Raw genomic sequence first — 18687 nt, 5'->3', positions numbered from 1 at the left:
CAATCGCAAATATTTATCTAAGAATAGTTTTCTTAACCACCTCGTGACCGAAGGCGTTAAGCTTGCTGACGCTCTGTATTTTTAGTTTTTTATATCGCGTTGGCGATAGCAACCAAGGGGCGCATAGCGCCGAACGCCCCTTGGAACCCTTCGACGCCCCGCAACTTCACTTATCTTCAAATACAAAATTAATATGAACGTAAACGTGATGAAAGCACAACTTTCACATCCCTGTACGCTGCCCAGTTCGGGTATCCCTACCCTCTCGTTCAAAACTACGTTTTTCACCCATGTGCAAGCATCGCTTTACTCGCATTGCCTAAAGGGATTTAGGCACTTGGAATTTGTCGGGAACAAAATTCCGCCATGCAAACAATTACTCATCAATTGAGTCTTTTCGGACAAAATGACGGGGAAATTGTCTTTGCAGCGACTTTTAAATTTGTTGTTAGTATTACCGTTATGTATATTTGATTTTTACTGGATTTGAGCAAGTTAAATGGCTAATCAAGATCAAAAGAGAAAATGGCTTTCAAGTAAAGAAGCCCTAAAACTTCTAAAAATAACAGACTGCGAGTTAATGCATCGCCGCGAACGAGGCGAGCTTAAGTTTGAAAAGCGCGGTCGCGCGTACTTTTATTATTTTGACATCAAGGATGAATAAGTGATATTTCACGATTTACTACAAGACATGCAAGCCAAAGGGCAAAAAGTGTCTCCTCCTCAAAGCTTTCAAAAATACCTAAGTGCCAATAATTTAAAAGCAAATACTGCAGCATCAATATCGATAGATTCTATTAAGAAGCTACCAAAGCTTTTAAAAGAGCAAAATACAATGGTGCTGAGGCTTGGTTCTCGCTTAGGCGATAATCAAACTTATTTCTCTCTTGTAAAATCAAATGATGTAAACGATTTATTTTTCAATGACCAAGCGCTGTTTGGGCAATTGCAACCAGAGCTATTTTTACCGAACGTATCAATAAGAAGCTTATTTGCATTTCAGCTCCTGCCTAAAGTTACTGAAACATCCGTAGTTAACTTAGCTATAGCGTCAGGGCTAATGGCTGAAGCACTTAACTTAAAAGATGATAAAACAATAGTTGTTCCAGCAACGGGGCAAAGTACATTCACGTTTAACTTTAAGCCACTCGCTAACGAAAGCCTTGTTCTTGAGCATATAAATGGCCAAGTTGAAATTGATGCTGTGTTTGTCGCTAAGCGAGACGGTAAAGAACATTTATTTGTGATTGAAGCAAAACATGGCGATAAATTTGATTCTCTAGCAAAACACAAATTGCTTTACCCTAGTTTAAGCCTATTACAAAAGCTGCCCTCGTCTATGCCTATAGTCCCTGTTTACTTGAGAAGTATAAAAACAGAAAAAGGAATCGACTTTTATATTGCTGAGTGCCCTTGCATTGTAAATCAACAAGATGAGCTATATAGTTTGGATACATTAAGCCCCTGTAAAGTGCAGGCACTACACTTAGCAAATTATTAAACTATGAACGCAGAGCAATTTAAGCAACTTGTAAAAAAAGTAAAAATAGCCAAAAAGCTACCTGACGCCATTTATTTTCATAAAGACGCGTTCACTGATGTACCCGCTGAATTAGTTAAATTTATTAAAGTTGTTGCCCAAGCACTCAAGGTTAATGAAGCCGATTACGATCTTATAAAACTATTTAAAAACGACTTTAGACTTTCTCTTTTAAGTTACCCTACATTTTATGAAGACTCCTACCCTGCGCTCAAGCAAAGCGTGACTGTAGATTTAGCAAAGCTTAGCTATAAAATCACTAAGTACGATAACAGCGAAAACCCGCCTATTTTGCACCGCAAAGAAACTATGGTTTCGCCAACTAATAAACACTATCAATTATTTTGTGACTTAACTGCTGAGGGTGAACAAGCCGGCTTATACGAAAACACACGTATGATAGGCTTTAAAGGCTCGTGGGAGCGTTTAATTACTAAAAAAGGATATGAACTAGTTGACGGGCGTTTATTTCGCAGCTCTGCAGTGCAAGGCCCAACTGATGACAAAACAATTGATCGACATTTAACGGCAATTGTACGACATGAACTTTCTGCCCCTTTAAAAACACTAGCTAAAAACGGCTTTTTAAATGGCGACTATTCAATTTTTGATTACGGTTGTGGCCGAGGTGATGACTTAAGGGAGTTAGAGGCTCATGGTATAGATGCTTTAGGTTGGGATCTTAATTACCGCCCTGATGCAGATAAAGTTATTTCTGACATTGTTAATATTGGTTTTGTAATAAATGTAATAGAAGACCGTGATGAGCGAATAGAAGCGCTAGTAGGCGCTTGGGAGCTTTCACAAAAGCTATTGGTTGTATCTGCAATGTTAGGTAACGAATCACTCGTTAGTCAGTTTCAACCTTATAAAGATGGGGTAATAACTAGCCGTAATACTTTTCAAAAATACTTTACGCAAGCAGAGCTTAAAGCGTTTATAGAAATGAGCGTCGACGAAAATGCGATTGCTGTTGCTCCCGGCATTTATTACATATTTAAGGATAAGCAACTCGAACAACACTTTTTACAAAACCGCCATAAACGTACTTATAAGTGGCAGCACCTCACAACACCAAAGCCTGTAAATGAAGAGCAAGCACGAATTTTATTTACTCAGCACCAGCAACTTTTTGAATCGTTTTGGCTCACATGTTTAACCCTTGGCCGCTGCCCAGCAAACAATGAGTTTGCGCAAAGTGACAAAATAAAAGAGGTTATTGGCTCTAATAAAAAAGCACTGCAACTCGTTTTAAAATGGTTTGAAGAAGACGAGTTAAAAACAGCAGAAACCATGCGTAAAGAAGATTTACTCCTTTACTTTGCTCTCGCCATGTTTGAAAAGCGAAAGCCTTACACGCAACAACCTGAAGACTTAAAGCGCGACATTAAAGCATTCTTCGACACTTACAAAATAGCGCAGCACCAAGCCACTGAGCTGCTTTTTCAAATAGCAGATAGTGCAATGATTGAATCACTATGCCTAGAAGCTGAGAAGATATTACCCGCAAGTAAAATCGACTTTGAAAATGAGCAGCCCCATGCAATAACACTGCATAAAGACTTTACTACCTTATTGCCACTAGTACTGCGCGTGTATATTGGTGCAGCCCTGCAAATGTATGGCGAGCTTGATGATATTCAGCTTATAAAAATACATATACATTCGGGTAAAGTAACACTGCTTGGTTATGAAGGGTTTTATGATTCCCCCCTACCGCAGCTAAAAGAACGAGTGAAAATAAAAATGGCAGATCAAGATGTAGACTTTTTCGATTACATAATTGAAGAAAAGCGGCCGCTCCTCCTCAATAAAATTGATTATATTGATGACACATTTGAAGATTATAAAAAACAAAAGGCGTTTAATAAACGCCTTTTGAAAGATTTAATAAAAGTAGGTGGGCTGAATATATCTAGGCTTCAACTTGAAGCTCTTTTGCATGAAAGAAAAGTAAAAATTAATAAGTATCAAATAATTAAATTATAAGCTAGTTAATTACTTTAGCCACTGAATTACATAGTCCCAAACTAAACCATAGATATTCTCAGATCTTTTGTTTACAAAGTCATTAGTCCAATCATCAGCTTGACTGGCAGCTTCCACATGTGACATATATTTTGAACCTATCGCAATAGATTCTGAAGAGAAGGATAACTCTATGGACTTAGCTTTCGCTAAATCTATTAGTTCATTCCTTTTCTCCTCAGTTTTACAACACAGAAGTGTCAAAATTAACTTTTTCTCTTCCCATGTTCTGTTCCCTAATGAGCTATTTATATACTGAGGAAGTAGCAGTAGATTGCCAATAACATGCTCACTACTAATCTCAGATAAGCAATCAGCCCAACCTTTCGGCTTTGACTGAGGATATATATGCTCTATTGTTTTAAAATATTCCCATTTTTTTAAGTTAAAATTAGGAGCTGAACCTGAAACACCCTTTTCAACAAGTCCATTATATTTACTCGAACATACAACATCATCACTTGCAATAAGAAGCATAAAACGTGTTAAAGCTTTATTGTTTTTAAACGTTTGAATGTTTTTCGCTCTAGAAATATAGGTATCTCGGCAAATCGGTCCTTTAAATTTATCATTGAGCTTGAGATATAAAGCTTGTTGTAAATCTTTTACACTTGGTAAATCAGCAATACCTTTATTCATTGAAAAACATATAGGTTTACATATCAAAGTGCCATCCTGGGTGTGACCATTTTTCATCAAGTCTCTATAGGCATTATCAATACCATCTGTACCGTGCCTTGTAGATCTCCATAGAACAAAAAATGCGGTTACAGCCTGAACAACACTGACAAATTTATTAAAGTCTTCCTCAGTCTGATTTGAGGAATTATATTCGGAAAAATATCTAACAAAAATCCCTAAAGTGATACTGTGGTTAGCATCTCGCAACATAGCTAAACATAGCTCTAAATCTTTACTTTCAAAACCATTGAAACACTTTAAATTAGGAGAATCTTGTTTTTTTTCTGGCCAACATTGTTTTAAAAAAATAGAGGTTTCATACATACTTTTTACAAAATCATGTTTGCTCATGACACTATCTAGACTATCAAAAGCTTTGTTTAGAAATCGCCGTTGATCTGACAGGTGCTTAGATAGGGAGTCACCTTCTAAAGCTAACCTAAATGGTTTCAGCAGTCTAGTTGTTGCATTCTGCTTGTCTTCTGCTTTTTTATATTTATCTAAAGTTTCATCAATATAATTAATATAAATTCTTTCTTGCGAATTTTCATAAGCTTTTACTCCAACTAAGTCGATAACTTTGGGCTTAAATGTTTCAAATGCAGTTAATGGCTCCCCTGTAGTATTTAAAGCCTCAAACATATCAAAAGCATAAGTTTCGTTGGTGGCAACCACGCTTGTCACTGCAACTCTATCTAGAAAAAAATTAACTAAAATAAATAAACGAATGATCTTATGAAACTTACTTATCTCTCCCTCAGCAATATTTTCAAGTGATGCTAGTAAGTTTTTTGATATTATTTTATCTAAAAGACGAATTTGTATTTCATCATTAGAAAGAATGTCATCTATTGGAGGAAAACGATAAGTGTCATCGCCTCCTTTATTTATTATCAGATCTATTTTTTTACTTAGTGATTTAACATTATCAATAATTCTTTCATGTTTAGGTAAATTCTCATCTGAAATATTTTTTGATAATTCATAGTTAAAAACTTCTTTCGGTTTGAGCTGTTGTTCTGAGTGAATATAAGTTAGAAAATCAAATAAATAACTGGCTATTGGAGAATCATATTGTGCTGTCTCAGAGTCTGTGGACCATTGGTCAGCATAAGATCTAGTTACTTTAGGGTAATAACGGAACTTTTCATCACTAGAGAAGCGATCAATTTCCAAAACTTGCCTTAATCGATTTAAGACTGGATTTACTGTATTTTGTATCCAAGAATTAAGCTCCTTAGTAGCTGAGCTTATTTCATACTGCAACTCAACTAGCTTTTGATAATAACATGTAGCAAGTAAAGAAAGGGTTGTAAGTCTTTGCTGGCCATCAATAACTGACATAACTTCTGATGGTAACTCACCATGTATATATGGTTTTATAGTTTTATGGTCTGTATCCAAAATAGAAATTATAGTACCAATGAAAGTAATAGCATCTTCATGTTCATACAAAGAACATACACCGCCACAAATATCTTCAAATAATCTAGCTATGTTGTTTTCATCCCACGAGTACTCCCTCTGATATGCTGGTATATAAAATCCAACCGTTCCTTTTGACAGAAATAATTCGAATACACTTTTTGGATCAGCTGTAAAAACTTTATCTAACTGGCTGGCCATATTCTTCCTTTACTAATTTATAATTATAAAACTCTTAAAATTTCACTTCTTCTTCCAGGCATATAAATTTCTATTTCATCACTTGCATAGAACTTTAAGTACGAATATAAATTTGCTTGGAGATCTTTTATTTCTTGACGGTAAGGTGCTGGGTCATCTGCTAAAGCATCATGCAGCAACCTTGAGATTTGGCCGAAACCTAAGTCTCTTCCTGATTGGTTTTCAGTAATTTGTGCTTTTAGCCAGCGGAATGCCTTTGTTTGCTTATATAAAGTTGACGCAAATACAAAATCGTCTTTAGCATTCTCAATTTGAGCAAAGGGTAATGACGGGTTGAGTTGGTATTCATTCAAAGTAACGCCTGGTTTACCTAACGGGAAGTCTGATACAAACAGTTCTGTTGTCTGTGGAAGTATCTCTTCAGGCCATACAGCTGGTAACTCTGTTTTATCTGTATCTTCAAATTGATCTAAATAAGCTTGCATTTTATCAAGCATACTTAGTGTTAAATCAGTGGCTGATTCAACAATTTTATTAATAAATGCTTTAGACTGTTCACAGGCATTTACTCTGCTACACGACTCTAAATTACCATTATTTACTAGCGCTAACCCTTTGCCCGTTAAATTAGCGCTACCATTAAAAATAGTGTCGTGATCTATTTGATAGATTTTTGCGTGCAGATTTGCGAGCGCTTTGACTTGGTAGCCATTGTTAATACAACATCGCAGTGCATTTAAGTCACTCGCACCCTTTGCAAAATCAATCGGTGTAAAACGCCCTATTAACTGTACTTTAGGTTTGTTGTTAGAGGTTAATTGACCCAACCAGCGTGTCGCTGGTTGGGTCATAAAAGCAGATATGATAGTTAGCTCTTTACAGCTAGGTAATAACCCCTCTAACTGATGTGTAAGCTCTGAACTTGAGATTAAGCTCGACATTAAAAATCATCCACATCATCAGGATCTTGCAAAAACTCACTAATCACTAATCCCCACTCACGGCGAATAGTGTTTAAATAAGCGAGTCTTCGTTCATCGGTGGTTTCATTCATCACCCGTGCAAAACCTGCAATTGTAGTTTGCATAATTTCAAGTTCATCACCATCCAGCTTACTAACCAGCTTTTGATAAAAAACGTGGTTGGTATTAAATAATACAAGCGTTAAGCCTTTACTTGTTGATACGTCAAAAAATGCTTCAGAATCTCGCGCTACGTCTTCAATTAAAAAACGGTTCCCTGTAAGGATGAGTCGCTCAGCTTTTTCTTCAGCCTCTTCATCACTCATTCCACCTGCTTTTTTAAGATGATCAACAACATCCTCTTTCTTTAGCTCTTTTGGTGCTTCTTCTTTAGTTTTATGGCCATGAGTTTCACGATGTGCAGAGCCTTGGGTTGCTTTAGATGCTGCGCCTTCAGACACTGTTTTAGGTTCTTCCCCTTTTACAGCTTTGCCTTCAACATTTATTGTATCTAACTCTTTAGTTAAAGCTGATACATGCTTTTTAATTACTGCCACCACTTTAAGTACTTGAAGTAATGAATCAGAATTCTCTTCTAAGTCTCTTAAGTATTCTTGCTCAGAATCAAACCCTGCTTGAGTAAAAATTGTTTTCATCTCATAAGGAATTAAACGAATTGCATCTTGTTTATTATTTGTTACGCCAAAGACAGCATCAAGCGTTGGTGGAAATGACACTTCAATACCAATAAAACGCCCTTTACTCTCTCTTAAAGCAGAAGTTAAGAATGAATCTCTTAAAACTAGCTCTCTGTTAGCTCGAACTATTGAAACACCTACATTTTTGCTACAATGTTTACCCCAAGTTGTCCCACCTAACTTACCAACGGTGTCTTTTAAAATGCGATTTGATATATTCTTTTTAACCATTGAAGTAGTAACGGTTACATCATCTCGTTTAGGCTCACCGTTTTCATCAATGTATTCAACAGAAATGACTTCTTCGTCCATCTTCTCAAAAAAAGCCTCATTCTTATAACTACCTGGTAATTCTGGTAGCGAAGTGTTCTTTTTGAGGTACATTGGATCATTAGCTTTAAAGGTTTCTTTATCGTAAACATCAAGCCTGTCATCCGCTGATTTACGATAAGTAATGCTTTCTATTTTTATATTGTCATCACTAATGAAATTACGATACATACGGCCTACTAAATGTTCGCAATGCCGATAAATAGATTTACCCGTTTTCCAGCTTAAGCGGTCAAGCTTAGACCAAATAATTAATGTGCCAGATTCTGGTTTTTTAGTAAAAAATGCTTTTTCGTACTTAGAAGGTATCTCTTTTGCTGTAGGCATTGGCACTTCTTCAAGTGCACCGCTTTTCATTTCATCAACATCTAAATAAGTATGATGAGGCTCTCCACCGGCTTGCCAACTCCATACATCTACACGCTTACACTGTGAAATGGATGAATTTGGTAATCCCATTCCAAATTTACCCATACCGCCAGTATCTTTTCGGTGTGTACCGCCACCAAATTGCATCGCAACTCTAAGTGTCTCGATATCCATACCGACACCATTATCCCAAAGAGAAATTTCTGATACGGTATAATTTTTTCGGGTGTTTAATTGCTCTTCTATAAAGCCAACTTCTACACGGTTGGCCGTTGCTTGCAAGCTATTATCAATAAGTTCTGCTAAAGCGTAAGCAGTATTGTTATATCCATTATCCCTTAATGACTCAATAACGGTCTCAGCACTTAAAAATCTATTACTCATTATTTTATTTCCTTTTCTGCCCACATATCATTCCAATAACCAAATGCGAGGCTAATACTTTGAAACTCAGGTATGTTATCCATGACTGTATAAATACTGCATTCTTTGTTACCGCCGCTTTTATAACCCCTCATGGCACGGCCCGCCATTTGCAAATACTGTACTAAGGAGTTCATTGGTTTAGCTATTATGGTAACGTTAGTTTTAGGGGCATCAAACCCTGCCGTTAGTACATTAAAATTAACGAGAACTTGTAGTTCACCATTTTTATATTGCGCTATTTTCGCTCTGCGGCTCTCAGCTGTATCATTTTTACTATCAATAGATGCTGCTTTTATACCTTGATAGGCAAGCGCGGTAGCAAGGTTAATTCCGTGCTCTACGGTACACGCAAAAACGATGATTTGTGAGCCAAGGTTACATTCATCGATGATAGTGTTGAGGATCTGTCGATTACGCTCTATGTTACTTGCTAAAGTCGTCATTGTTTCAACACCGCCCGCATCCCTTAATTCGTATGCAGCAATACCTGAATGATCATAATTTAACGACTTAAAGTTCGCTTTGGCTAAGTAACCTTTTTCTACTAAGTAATCTATTGGTGATAAATAGCCCGAAATTTGCATAGAAACTTTATTGTTATAGAAAAAATTAGCTAGGCGAGCGTCTTCTTCAGATAATCCATCCTCAGAGTAGCTTCTTCCTGGGGTTGCTGTTAAACCTATTAAGTCAGCATGAAACGCCTCATCATCAATAAAGTCTTGAACCACTTCTTGAAATTTAGGGGCAACAGCTTTGTGAGCTTCATCAAAAATAACTAGTGTGACTTTTTCAGCTAGTTTGCTATATAAAAGTTGTAGTTGCCTTGAGTCACTTTTTCTTAAACTTAAAAATTTATGTAAGCCTGCAACTACAAAACCAGAGTCGATACCACTTAGGCTTTCTGTAGAACTTGAATAAAACCCATAAAGAGAAGTGGCACGGTTGCCCAAAGACTGCCATGCTTTTGAAAATTCAGAGTAAGCTTGTGAGCACAGCTCCTCTCTGTCTGCTAACCACAAGACTAAGTTATTCTCTGATTGCCTGAGATGTTCAGCAGCTATATTCATTGCGGTGCGTGTTTTACCAGCCCCTGTAGGCAAATGAATCAATACTCGTTTTTTATTTTGGTAGAGCAGAGAAAAAACCTGTTTACTAATGCCTTGCTGGTAAGGGTAGAGACCGTAGTTTGGCTCAATACAAGATATGCTTTCTAAGCCACTGTCTTGTTCTAGCTTACTTTCATACAATGCAGAAAGTCCTAGTAACTCAGCAAACTTTTCAGGGTTATCATTTGCCCAACTTATTATCGCATCATAGTATTTTGGAGTAACATTTTTTACTTCAAGTTCAAAGCTTGGAAATAGATCGGCTAGTTGCGTTGCAGATAAACGGTCGATGAGTTTATTTCGTAATTGAGAGTCAAAAATAAAGTCGACCTGTTTAACACTCGCAACTATACCGGCAAGTTTATTTTTATTGTAAGAGTTGTTTTCTGTTATCTGATTATCTTTTGCATCAAGTTGCAGTGCGAAATGTATTGAGTTTTTGGGGAGAAAACTTAATAGTTCATCCTCAGAAAAGTTTGATAGAATTTTTGTCAGCATTGATATCCCTTTCAATATAAAATCCAACCTTTTATCACTAAATCAAAGTATTAGATAAGTAAAAATGTATAATACAAAGAAAGGTACAGATTTGTAACCCATAAGATAAGTTTTTTATTAATACAGGCTGTATAAATAAACAGTAAACTATAAAATTAGAACTTTCTCTCAGCTGATAATCCGTATAATATGTGCGGCGTTGGACAATTTCTCCAGGAGCAGTTTTAAGCATGAAAGCTAAATTTACAGGGCACGACACCTTCCCTTTACGCTATGGATGGCTATTTAAAGCTATTAATCACTTGAATAATAAAGGCAATTTTTCTTCTAACGAAGAAAGTATACGTCACTCTATTGTTGAATTAGGTGTAGGCAAGAATATGGTTAAGGCGATTCAGTATTGGGCTGAGTCGGCTAATGTAATAGAAAAAATAAGCAAAAGTGAAACAGCTCATTCTGTAGCAAATAACGGAAAGTTTTTATTTGGTGATAAAACTATAGCTGGTCACGACCCTTTTTTAGAGCTTCCTGGTTCTGTATGGCTTATTCATTTTTGGCTGAACTTTAACAACATGAGCCTAACTGCTTACCGATACTTTTTTAACTACTCTAATGTTCAATATTTTGAAAAAAGTAAACTCGTTGATGACTGTTATGACGATGCTAAACGCTTAGTTAAAACAGAAATAGGTAACCTAAGCACATTAAAAAAAGATGTAGATTGTTTTTTAAATACTTACAGCAAAAAACAAAAAAATAGTACAGCAAAAAAAGCTGTAAAAGTTGATGAAGACCATTTTACATCGCCTTTAGCTGAATTAAATTTAGTACAAGATAATGGTGGCGGCTTTTATGTAAGTAACCTTGCTGAACGCCCTGAACTACCTGTTGAAATATTTATTTATGCGTTGCTTAAGTTTTTTAACGAGGAAACAAAAGATTCTAAAGTAAGCACTGTTGATTTTGATTCTTTACTTACTAAACCTTGCTCACCTGGCAGAATATTTAGGCTCTCGGAGTCTGGGCTGGGGCAAAAGTTGGATGAAGCACAAGGCTTTACAAATAAGAATGTAACTTGGGTTGATTCTTTAGGCTTACGTCAAGTAAATATATCTGCTGATATAAAAAATAATGCGATCGATTACTTAAAAATGTACTACGGTAAATAACATGTCTGAATCTTTAATTACAATAAATCAACGCTACAAAAGTTCGACACGAATTGATACCGAGAGTACTGATTTTTCTCCATTTATAGATGAATTTGTACTACATGGTACAGCTATAAATGTACTTGATACTATTAGTCGCGAATTTGAAAATAGTACACAACGTGCTTTTACAATTACAGGCCCTTATGGGTCGGGTAAATCAACCGTTGCTTTGTTTTTATCTTGCTTGCTTTCTACAGATTTAAAGCAGCGTAATTATGCACTAAAAAAATTAAACAGCTCTCAAAGCGTTGTTACCAATTTTGAAAAGCGCTTTGCGTTAAAAAATGGCTGGCAAACTGTTAAGCATGTTTGTGGTTTAGAAGCACCAGCTAACAGTGTATTGGTTAGCTTGCTAAATGCATTTAACCAAAATTTTGACTCAGAAGAAGTCGCGAGCTTTGACGATGATAAATGCCTAGCAGAAATAAAAAAGCTTTTACAAAAACCAAGTGAAAATGAAGATGGTGTTTTAATTTTACTTGATGAAATGGGTAAAGCTTTAGACTATCAATCTCGTGAGAACAAAGATTTACACTTATTTCAATCTTTAGCTGATATTGTACAACAAGCAAAAAGACCTGTTTTGCTCGTGGGCTTTTTACATCAAGCGTTTTCTGATTACGCTAAAAATAAAGATGTTAAAACTCAAAAAGAATGGAGTAAGGTTCAAGGCCGCTACCGCGATTTAAGCTTTAACCCATCGATTGATGAGTCTTTAACGCTAGTAGGTGATTCTATATATAGAGCACCTAAGATAGCAGATGCTATAGAGTCTAGATACGCCGATTTAGTTAGTACTGTAAGCGGCGCTTTTACAAACCAAAATAAAAACAAGCATGCACTTAGCAAAACACTGCCACTAGATCCTATTGTTAGTTTATTGCTTGGCCCTGTATCTCGTCGTCGCTTTTCTCAGAACGAACGTAGCTTATTTGGCTTTTTAGCATCCCATGAAAAATTTGGCTTTAGAGAGTTTTTAGATTCAAATTACTGTGTGCTCAATGAAGAGCTAAATCTTTATCGCCCAGAAATGTATTGGGACTACCTTTACCACAATTTACACCATTTAATTGTTACCTCGCAGGATAGTAAAGCATGGCTTGAAGGCTCTGATGCTATATATAGAGCTGAGCAAAAAGGTGATGAACTCCATATTTCTATTACTAAGGTCATTGCCTTATTAACTATTTTTGGCTTTCATCATCAGTTACATGCTAAACGAAGTTTTATTAAAGAGTACTTTGTTTGTCGTGGTTATAAGTCAAATGACGTTGATGATGCAATTAAAGAGCTAGAAGCAAGCACTGTAATTATTTATCGCCAGAAACATGATGCTTTATTTGTGTTTCAGGGTAGTGATATTGATATTAATAATCTTATTAGTGAGCAAATTGAGGTTATTAGTGAAGGTGTTGACTGGACAGAAGCATGCGCTACACCGCAAAATATTTTAGCAACAGCACATTACCATAAAACCGGTACTATGCGCTGGGCTACCACTAAATTATTAAATAAGTTCGATACCGCTGCATTTGAAGCGTTTGTAACTAAGCCAAAAACAGGTGAGGCATCCACTTACTTTGTTTTACCAACAAACCCAGAAGTTGCTAAAACTCTTAAAGATAACGCAGCAGAAATGCCGTTTGCGGTAATAGGTACACTCAAAGACTTTACAAACTTAAAAACGGCGGCTATTGAGTTAATAGCACTTCGTAAGATCTTAAAAGAAGAGAAAAAGATCACTCACGATTTAATTGCTAAAAACGAGCTAGAAAGCCGAATAAAGTTTGCCCAAGCGAATGTAGACAGCGAAATACAGAATGCCTATACAAATGCTAGCTGGTCATACTGTGGTAAAAAATTAGCAACATTACCTTTAGCCACAATAGCCTCTAATATAGCTGATAAAATTTTCCATAAGTCGCCGTCAGTAATCAATGAGTTAGTTAATCGCTCTAAGCCCTCTGGTAGTGCAAACAGTGCTATTCGTAAGTTAATGAACGCTATGTTTGAGAATGGCGATGAAAAAGATTTAGGCTTTGATGACAAGGCATTCCCCCCAGAAAAGGGCCTTTACCTTTCTTGTTTAAAAAGTAAGGGGTGGCATTGCGAAACCCCAGAGGGTTATTTATTTCCAAGCACTTGGACTAAAGATGCAATAGCAGCAAACCCTAAAATGCATGCTTTATTTGAAAGCGGCTTTGAGTTTATAAAGAACAATTCTTCCAAGCAGCATGTAACCTTGGCAGAGCTTTATGAAATGTGGATGCTACCTCCTTATGGCTTAACAGCTGGACTATGCCGCATTTACGGTTTAGCACTTTTAAAGTCATTAGAGGGGCAAGTAGCTTTTTATGATTGGGATTCAACAAAACAATTTGTTTTTATTCCTGAGCTTGATGAAGAACTTGTTAATAAAATCTATAAGTACCCGAGCGAAGCGGGAGTTAGATACTTTGAAATCTCAGAAATTCAAAGTCACCTTTTAGATAACCTTGCAAAAGCCACTTTAGGTGAAGCTAAAAATGATTCTGCAATTTTAAATATTGCTAAGCACATAGTCGGGATTATCCATAAACTACCAACTTGGGTTAAAAAAACGAGTGGTGAAAGCTTTACAGGCTCAAACGAAAACGGGCTAACAAAACAAGCAAGAGATTTTAGAAATAAAGTTATCGCTGCCAACGACCCTTATAAGCTTATTTTAGATGACTTGCCTGCTGTTTTTGGGTTTAAAAAAGATGACCATGAAGTTGAAGAAAAGCTAGGCCAATACCTAAAAACTGCAATTGAAGACCTAAGTGCTCAACATGACATGCTACTTAATGGCTTCAAACAAATTATAGTCAATATGCTTGGTGAAGATTTTAATAATACCTTAAAAGAGCGCTGTGATTTAGTTGAAAAAGAAGCTAAGCGCCCTAAGGTAAAAGATCTTGCTAAGCGCCTGTCACAATATATAGACGGTAAAGCTAAATTTGAGTTCGTAATTAATATATTAACAGGTGTTCCTGAGCGTAATTGGACTGATAAACATTTAAGAAGTGGATTAGATGAGCTGCAAAGTTTATGTGTGCAATTTAGGCGTATAGAATCTTTTAGTAATTTTAATACTCAAGGCTCTTCTAGACCTATCGCTTTTATAACTACAGACAACGATGGTAACCATCAAGAATATAGTAGCTTTACTAAGCATGATTTAGCTGCTGACGGTGACGTTCAAACAGCTGTGCATAACATTGAACACGCTATTGCAGAAATGCCTAAAGAAAAGCAACTTGCAGCACTTACAAATTTACTAACAAATTTGATGGATCAGAATGAAGTTGAGGTAACAGATGACAGAGAAAGTTAAACATGTTTTAGGCCTTTCAGGCGGTAAGGACAGTAGTGCTTTAGCTTTATTTGTTAAAGAAACTTACCCAGATCTAGATGTAGAGTACTTTTTTACCGATACAGGCTATGAACTGCCAGAAACTAATGAGTTTATTGATCAACTTGAGGAAAAGCTTGGCTATATACACCGCTTAAATGCGCGTTCGTTAAATAATATTGAAGGGCGTGGCGAGAAAGATTTTGCTCACCTTTTAAAAGAGCATGGTAATTATTTACCCTCACAGCGCGACCGTTGGTGTACTGTTCAAATGAAGTTAAAACCGTTTGAGCAGTGGCTAGATAGTTTTATACAAGATGGCTATAAAATAAAAAACTATGTTGGCATTAGAGCTGATGAACCTGATCGCTCTGGTTATATGACAATTGAAAAACCTATCGAGTCTGTTTTTCCATTTAGAGAGCACGGCATAGTTAGGAGTGATATTGAAAATATATTACAACGCAATGGCTTAGAGCTGCCAGAATATTATAAATGGCGCTCTCGTTCTGGTTGTACATTTTGTTTTTACCAGAGAAAAATTGAATGGGTTAAGCTTATGGAAAAGCACCCTGATTTATTTGAAGAAGCCAAAGCTTTTGAAAAAGGCGATGACAACAATACGACTGTAGGTGAACGCTTTTATTGGATGGGCCAAGGGCAGCCTCTAGAAACACTAGAAGATCCTGAAGTTCAAAAACGTATTATTGAAAATCACGAGAAGAAAGTTGCTCGTTTTAATAAAAAGAAGCGCCGTAATGCTTTACTAGGCGACTTTGAAGGCTACTGCGAGTTTAATGAGTTAGATGATATTTATGATGAAGCAGAAGGCGGAGGAGCCTGTGTAACATGCTATAAATAGAAAAGGAGCGGCTAAATAGCCGCTTTTTTTATAGCGTTAACTAATTGGTCTATTTCTTTAGTTGTAATTTGGTTTGTAAAACTTATACGAAAAGTATACTCAGCCTCTTCACGACTCAATCCTAATGCGGTTAAAACATGAGAGGCTTCAATTTCTTTAGAAGAACACGCTGAACCTTGAGCTAAACAAAAAGTGTTTTCATTATCTCTTACTAAAACACCAACATTTGTTTTAGGTAATGTAAGAGAAACTATATGTGGTAACGCTTCTTTATTTCCATTTATTGAGAAAGAAATATCTGCTTGAACAAGCTGCTCTAATAAGTAACTACGTATTTTGTTATTGGTAAAGTATTTATAAGATTGTGGAAAAGAGTTTATAGCTTCACCAAACCCTAAGATTAACGGTGCAGCAACAGTTCCGCCTCTTACCCCTTGCTCTTGCCCTGCCCCATGTATTACTGGCATTACATTTCTTTTTCTTAAGTCACGAATATAAACCGCACCAATACCCTTTGGGCCACCTATTTTGTGCCCCGAAAACGACATAATATCTAAATTCATATCGTCTACATCTATCACTGTTTTCCCAAAACTTTGTGCTGCATCACTATGGAAAAGAATATTGTTTTCAAAACAAATTTTTCCAATTTCTGAAATTGGATTCACAGTCCCTAGCTCATTATTTACATGCATTATAGAAACAAGAGCTGTAGAAGGACGTATTGCATCTCTTACACTTTGTGGCTCAATTACTCCTTCACTATTAGGCATGACTATAGATATTTCGAAACCTTGTAGCTTTAAATACTCGCATATTGCAAAAATACATTTATGCTCAATCGCGCTTATTACTATATGGTTTTTCTCTTTAAGATGATCGTTATTAAGTAAAAGGCTTTTGAAGGCAATGTTATTAGACTCTGTAGCACCGCTAGTAAAAATAATTTCACTAGGGTAGGCCCCGATTGTATCTGCAAGCTCTTCTCTTACTACATCCACCTTCTGTAAAGCAGATTCCCCTAAAAGATGCCCTGATGCGGAATTAGCATAACAATTATCAAAGGCTTTTATTAGAGCTAGTTTTACTTCTGGAAGTAGCGGATGTGAAGCTGCTGAATCGAGATATATCATTTAATTAATCCTTAAATTAGAGATTTAAAGATAACACAAATCGAGTTATCAGTGTTTGATTAGACAACCCTAAAATATAAACTCTGTAATGCTTAATACGCTGTTTGTATTGAATTTGGCAATAATTATCTCCTTAACCCCTTTGCCCTCTCCTTTTTAGATACATTTTTTTACAACTTTAATGATTCCTTCACCATTATATTATTTTGCTAGGTTATACTGTTTTAATAACGTACAAAAAAGCTTACCTCAGAGACTTAATGAATAAATTAATAACCTTATTATTGTGTGTGTTGTTTAGTACCTCTTGGGGTGTGTTTGCCTGCGAAAGAACGCTTAGCGTTGGCGCACATGATGCTTTTTGGCCGCCGTATGTAATGGGCATTAGCGGCCAGTTACAGGGTAAAGAGGTGGATGCGTTAACTATTATTTTTAAAGACTCGCCTTTTTGTTTTGAAATAAAAATGTTGCCTAATTCTAAACGGGCTTTTACCGAGCTGCGCCATGGCCGAATAGACATAGGCTGGGCGGCAAGTTACACCAGTGAGCGCGCTAAATATGCTCATTTTACAAAGGCCTACCGCACCGAGGTAATGCGTTTATATGAAAACAAAAACAATCAACACAAGGTTAAAAACTTAGCTGATATTTTTAACCAAGGTTTAACCATAGGCGCTAACTTTGGTAGTTATTATGGCGAAGAGTTTGAGCAGTATAAAAAAAGCCATAAAAAACAAATAGAATACACCAGCGCAACTAGTAAGCGCTTTGAAATGCTTAATAAACAGCGTATAGATTACGCAATAGAAGACGAGCTAGTAGGCAATTATTTAAGTAAGCGTGGTAACAGCTTAATGAAGGCGCCTACCGTACCCGCTATTAATAAAGACCAAATACACCTAATGCTAAGCAAAAGAACAGTTACGCCCGATGAGGTTAAAATTATTAACGTGCATATAACTAAAAATAAAGCGGCACTTAAGGCGCTGTTTGAATGAATGTTTTGAGCTGTACGCGAGTGTTTTTATTGGTGTGGGTAACGTGTTTGGGGTTATTTAGCGCTAAAGCCCAAGCATGCGATAAAACAATTAATGTAGGCACCAACGAGCGCTACTGGCCGCCGTATGTGGTACTAAAAAACAATACGTTAACGGGTGTTGAAATAGATATAATTAAAACCATTTTTAAAGACTCCCCTTTTTGTATAAATTTCACGTTATTACCTAACTCCTTACGCGCCTTAGAAGAGCTAAAACACGGCCGTGTAGATTTAATGTTTGCAGCAAGTAAAACCCGTGAGCGCCAAGCATACGCCCACTTTAGTTTGCCTTATCGCGAAGAAGTAATGTTGTTGTATAAACATGCAGGCTCGGCAAATATTAGTTCGTTAGAGCAGTTATTTAAAAAGGGCTTAACAGCCGGCGTTAATCGCGGCAGCTTTTTAGGGCACACGTTTAAAGCGTTAAGCGATAAATATAGCAAGCAAATAGTACTTACCAGCGATGCCGATAAACGCTTTGCTTTATTAAATAAAAAGCGGGTAGATTTTGTAGTAGACGATTCGTTAGTGGCGCACCATTTTGCTAAAAAATACACGGCTATTTTACCCGTTGAGCAAGTAGCGCCTATTAACGTAAATAATGTGCATTTTATGATGAGCAAAAAAACGATTACTTTAGAAGAAGTTAACACTATTAATGCGCATATTGTAAAAAATAAAGCGGCGCTTAAGGCGTTATTTAAGTAATAATACCAACCCACATTAATACTTAATCATTTTCAGGGGCTAAATGTGTCGCTATCTGCGTTAAAAAATTCTCATTTAGAACAACTAAATAGCG

At 36.4% G+C, this 18687-nt stretch carries 13 protein-coding genes; 8 read left to right on the top strand and 5 right to left on the bottom strand.

Annotation, left to right across the window (positions count from 1 at the left end; translation table 11 throughout):
* Positions 1–499: 499 nt before the first annotated feature.
* Genes PAT01_RS20100 through PAT01_RS14545 form a run of 3 tightly spaced genes read left to right on the top strand, consistent with a single transcriptional unit; the run spans position 500 to position 3529 of the window.
* Positions 500–664 carry a hypothetical protein gene (locus PAT01_RS20100; protein ID WP_186807288.1) on the top strand — a complete coding sequence of 55 codons (165 nt, stop codon included), beginning with the start codon at positions 500–502 and terminating at the stop codon, positions 662–664.
* Positions 665–1501: a DUF6997 domain-containing protein gene (locus PAT01_RS14550; RefSeq protein WP_154945706.1), complete on the top strand. Its 837-nt coding sequence runs from the start codon at positions 665–667 to the stop codon at positions 1499–1501. It abuts the gene before it with no gap.
* 3 nt (positions 1502–1504) lie between these two features.
* Positions 1505–3529 carry a DNA phosphorothioation-associated putative methyltransferase gene (locus PAT01_RS14545; protein WP_154945705.1) on the top strand — a complete coding sequence of 675 codons (2025 nt, stop codon included), beginning with the start codon at positions 1505–1507 and terminating at the stop codon, positions 3527–3529.
* A 9-nt stretch (positions 3530–3538) separates the two neighbouring features.
* Here the strand turns inward: PAT01_RS14545 and PAT01_RS14540 are convergent, their stop codons facing one another.
* Genes PAT01_RS14540 through PAT01_RS14525 form a run of 4 tightly spaced genes read right to left on the bottom strand, consistent with a single transcriptional unit; the run spans position 3539 to position 10264 of the window.
* Positions 3539–5875 (bottom strand): DUF262 domain-containing HNH endonuclease family protein, encoded by a 2337-nt coding sequence (locus PAT01_RS14540; RefSeq protein WP_154945704.1) that lies wholly within the window; start codon positions 5873–5875, stop codon positions 3539–3541.
* Positions 5876–5898: 23 nt separating this feature from the next.
* A complete protein-coding gene (locus PAT01_RS14535) occupies positions 5899–6816 on the bottom strand; it encodes a phospholipase D-like domain-containing protein (RefSeq protein ID WP_154945703.1) in 918 nt (305 codons plus the stop codon).
* Complete coding sequence (locus tag PAT01_RS14530; protein ID WP_154945702.1) at positions 6816–8618, bottom strand: ATP-binding protein; 1803 nt, start codon at positions 8616–8618, stop codon at positions 6816–6818. The genes PAT01_RS14535 and PAT01_RS14530 overlap by 1 nt, the downstream gene beginning before the upstream one ends.
* On the bottom strand, positions 8618–10264 hold the full coding sequence (locus PAT01_RS14525; RefSeq protein ID WP_154945701.1) for a DEAD/DEAH box helicase: 1647 nt from the start codon (positions 10262–10264) through the stop codon (positions 8618–8620). Before PAT01_RS14525 ends, PAT01_RS14530 begins: the two co-directional genes overlap by 1 nt.
* Before the next feature lie 230 nt (positions 10265–10494).
* Between PAT01_RS14525 and PAT01_RS14520 the strand changes: the two genes are divergently transcribed.
* From PAT01_RS14520 to PAT01_RS14510, 3 genes are read left to right on the top strand one after another with little or no spacing between them, the layout of a single operon-like run.
* Entirely contained in the window at positions 10495–11433 is a 939-nt protein-coding gene (locus PAT01_RS14520; RefSeq protein WP_154945700.1) for a DUF4007 family protein, read from the top strand.
* A 1-nt stretch (position 11434) separates the two neighbouring features.
* A complete protein-coding gene (locus PAT01_RS14515; RefSeq protein WP_154945699.1) occupies positions 11435–14833 on the top strand; it encodes a hypothetical protein in 3399 nt (1132 codons plus the stop codon).
* On the top strand, positions 14817–15713 hold the full coding sequence (locus tag PAT01_RS14510; protein WP_126009577.1) for a phosphoadenosine phosphosulfate reductase family protein: 897 nt from the start codon (positions 14817–14819) through the stop codon (positions 15711–15713). The genes PAT01_RS14515 and PAT01_RS14510 overlap by 17 nt, the downstream gene beginning before the upstream one ends.
* A gap of 11 nt (positions 15714–15724) precedes the next feature.
* Here PAT01_RS14510 and PAT01_RS14505 read toward each other — a convergent pair whose 3' ends face one another.
* Positions 15725–16846, bottom strand: coding sequence for a cysteine desulfurase family protein (locus PAT01_RS14505; RefSeq protein WP_154945698.1), 1122 nt, complete (start codon positions 16844–16846; stop codon positions 15725–15727).
* Between the two features lie 260 nt (positions 16847–17106).
* On the opposite strand from PAT01_RS14505, the gene PAT01_RS14500 reads away from it, so the two are divergent.
* A complete protein-coding gene (locus tag PAT01_RS14500; protein ID WP_154945697.1) occupies positions 17107–17844 on the top strand; it encodes a substrate-binding periplasmic protein in 738 nt (245 codons plus the stop codon).
* Positions 17841–18593 (top strand): substrate-binding periplasmic protein, encoded by a 753-nt coding sequence (locus tag PAT01_RS14495; RefSeq protein WP_154945696.1) that lies wholly within the window; start codon positions 17841–17843, stop codon positions 18591–18593. Before PAT01_RS14500 ends, PAT01_RS14495 begins: the two co-directional genes overlap by 4 nt.
* The last annotated feature ends 94 nt before the right edge of the window (positions 18594–18687 follow it).

The organism is Pseudoalteromonas atlantica (genome assembly GCA_007988745.1).
Taxonomy (GTDB): Bacteria; Pseudomonadota; Gammaproteobacteria; order Enterobacterales; family Alteromonadaceae; genus Pseudoalteromonas; species Pseudoalteromonas atlantica.
The sequence above is the reverse complement of the archived record's forward strand: the minus strand, read 5'-3'. Positions and strand labels throughout refer to the sequence as shown.

Bases quoted from the DNA above. Each gene is read 5' to 3' on its own strand.
- PAT01_RS14500 (WP_154945697.1), top strand. From the start codon at position 17,107: ATGAATAAATTAATAACCTTATTATTGTGTGTGTTGTTTAGTACCTCT.
- PAT01_RS14525 (WP_154945701.1), bottom strand. From the start codon at position 10,264: ATGCTGACAAAAATTCTATCAAACTTTTCTGAGGATGAACTATTAAGT.
- PAT01_RS14495 (WP_154945696.1), top strand. From the start codon at position 17,841: ATGAATGTTTTGAGCTGTACGCGAGTGTTTTTATTGGTGTGGGTAACG.
- PAT01_RS14510 (WP_126009577.1), top strand. From the start codon at position 14,817: ATGACAGAGAAAGTTAAACATGTTTTAGGCCTTTCAGGCGGTAAGGAC.
- PAT01_RS14520 (WP_154945700.1), top strand. From the start codon at position 10,495: ATGAAAGCTAAATTTACAGGGCACGACACCTTCCCTTTACGCTATGGA.
- PAT01_RS14530 (WP_154945702.1), bottom strand. From the start codon at position 8,618: ATGAGTAATAGATTTTTAAGTGCTGAGACCGTTATTGAGTCATTAAGG.
- PAT01_RS14545 (WP_154945705.1), top strand. From the start codon at position 1,505: ATGAACGCAGAGCAATTTAAGCAACTTGTAAAAAAAGTAAAAATAGCC.
- PAT01_RS14505 (WP_154945698.1), bottom strand. From the start codon at position 16,846: ATGATATATCTCGATTCAGCAGCTTCACATCCGCTACTTCCAGAAGTA.
- PAT01_RS14515 (WP_154945699.1), top strand. From the start codon at position 11,435: ATGTCTGAATCTTTAATTACAATAAATCAACGCTACAAAAGTTCGACA.
- PAT01_RS20100 (WP_186807288.1), top strand. From the start codon at position 500: ATGGCTAATCAAGATCAAAAGAGAAAATGGCTTTCAAGTAAAGAAGCC.
- PAT01_RS14540 (WP_154945704.1), bottom strand. From the start codon at position 5,875: ATGGCCAGCCAGTTAGATAAAGTTTTTACAGCTGATCCAAAAAGTGTA.
- PAT01_RS14535 (WP_154945703.1), bottom strand. From the start codon at position 6,816: ATGTCGAGCTTAATCTCAAGTTCAGAGCTTACACATCAGTTAGAGGGG.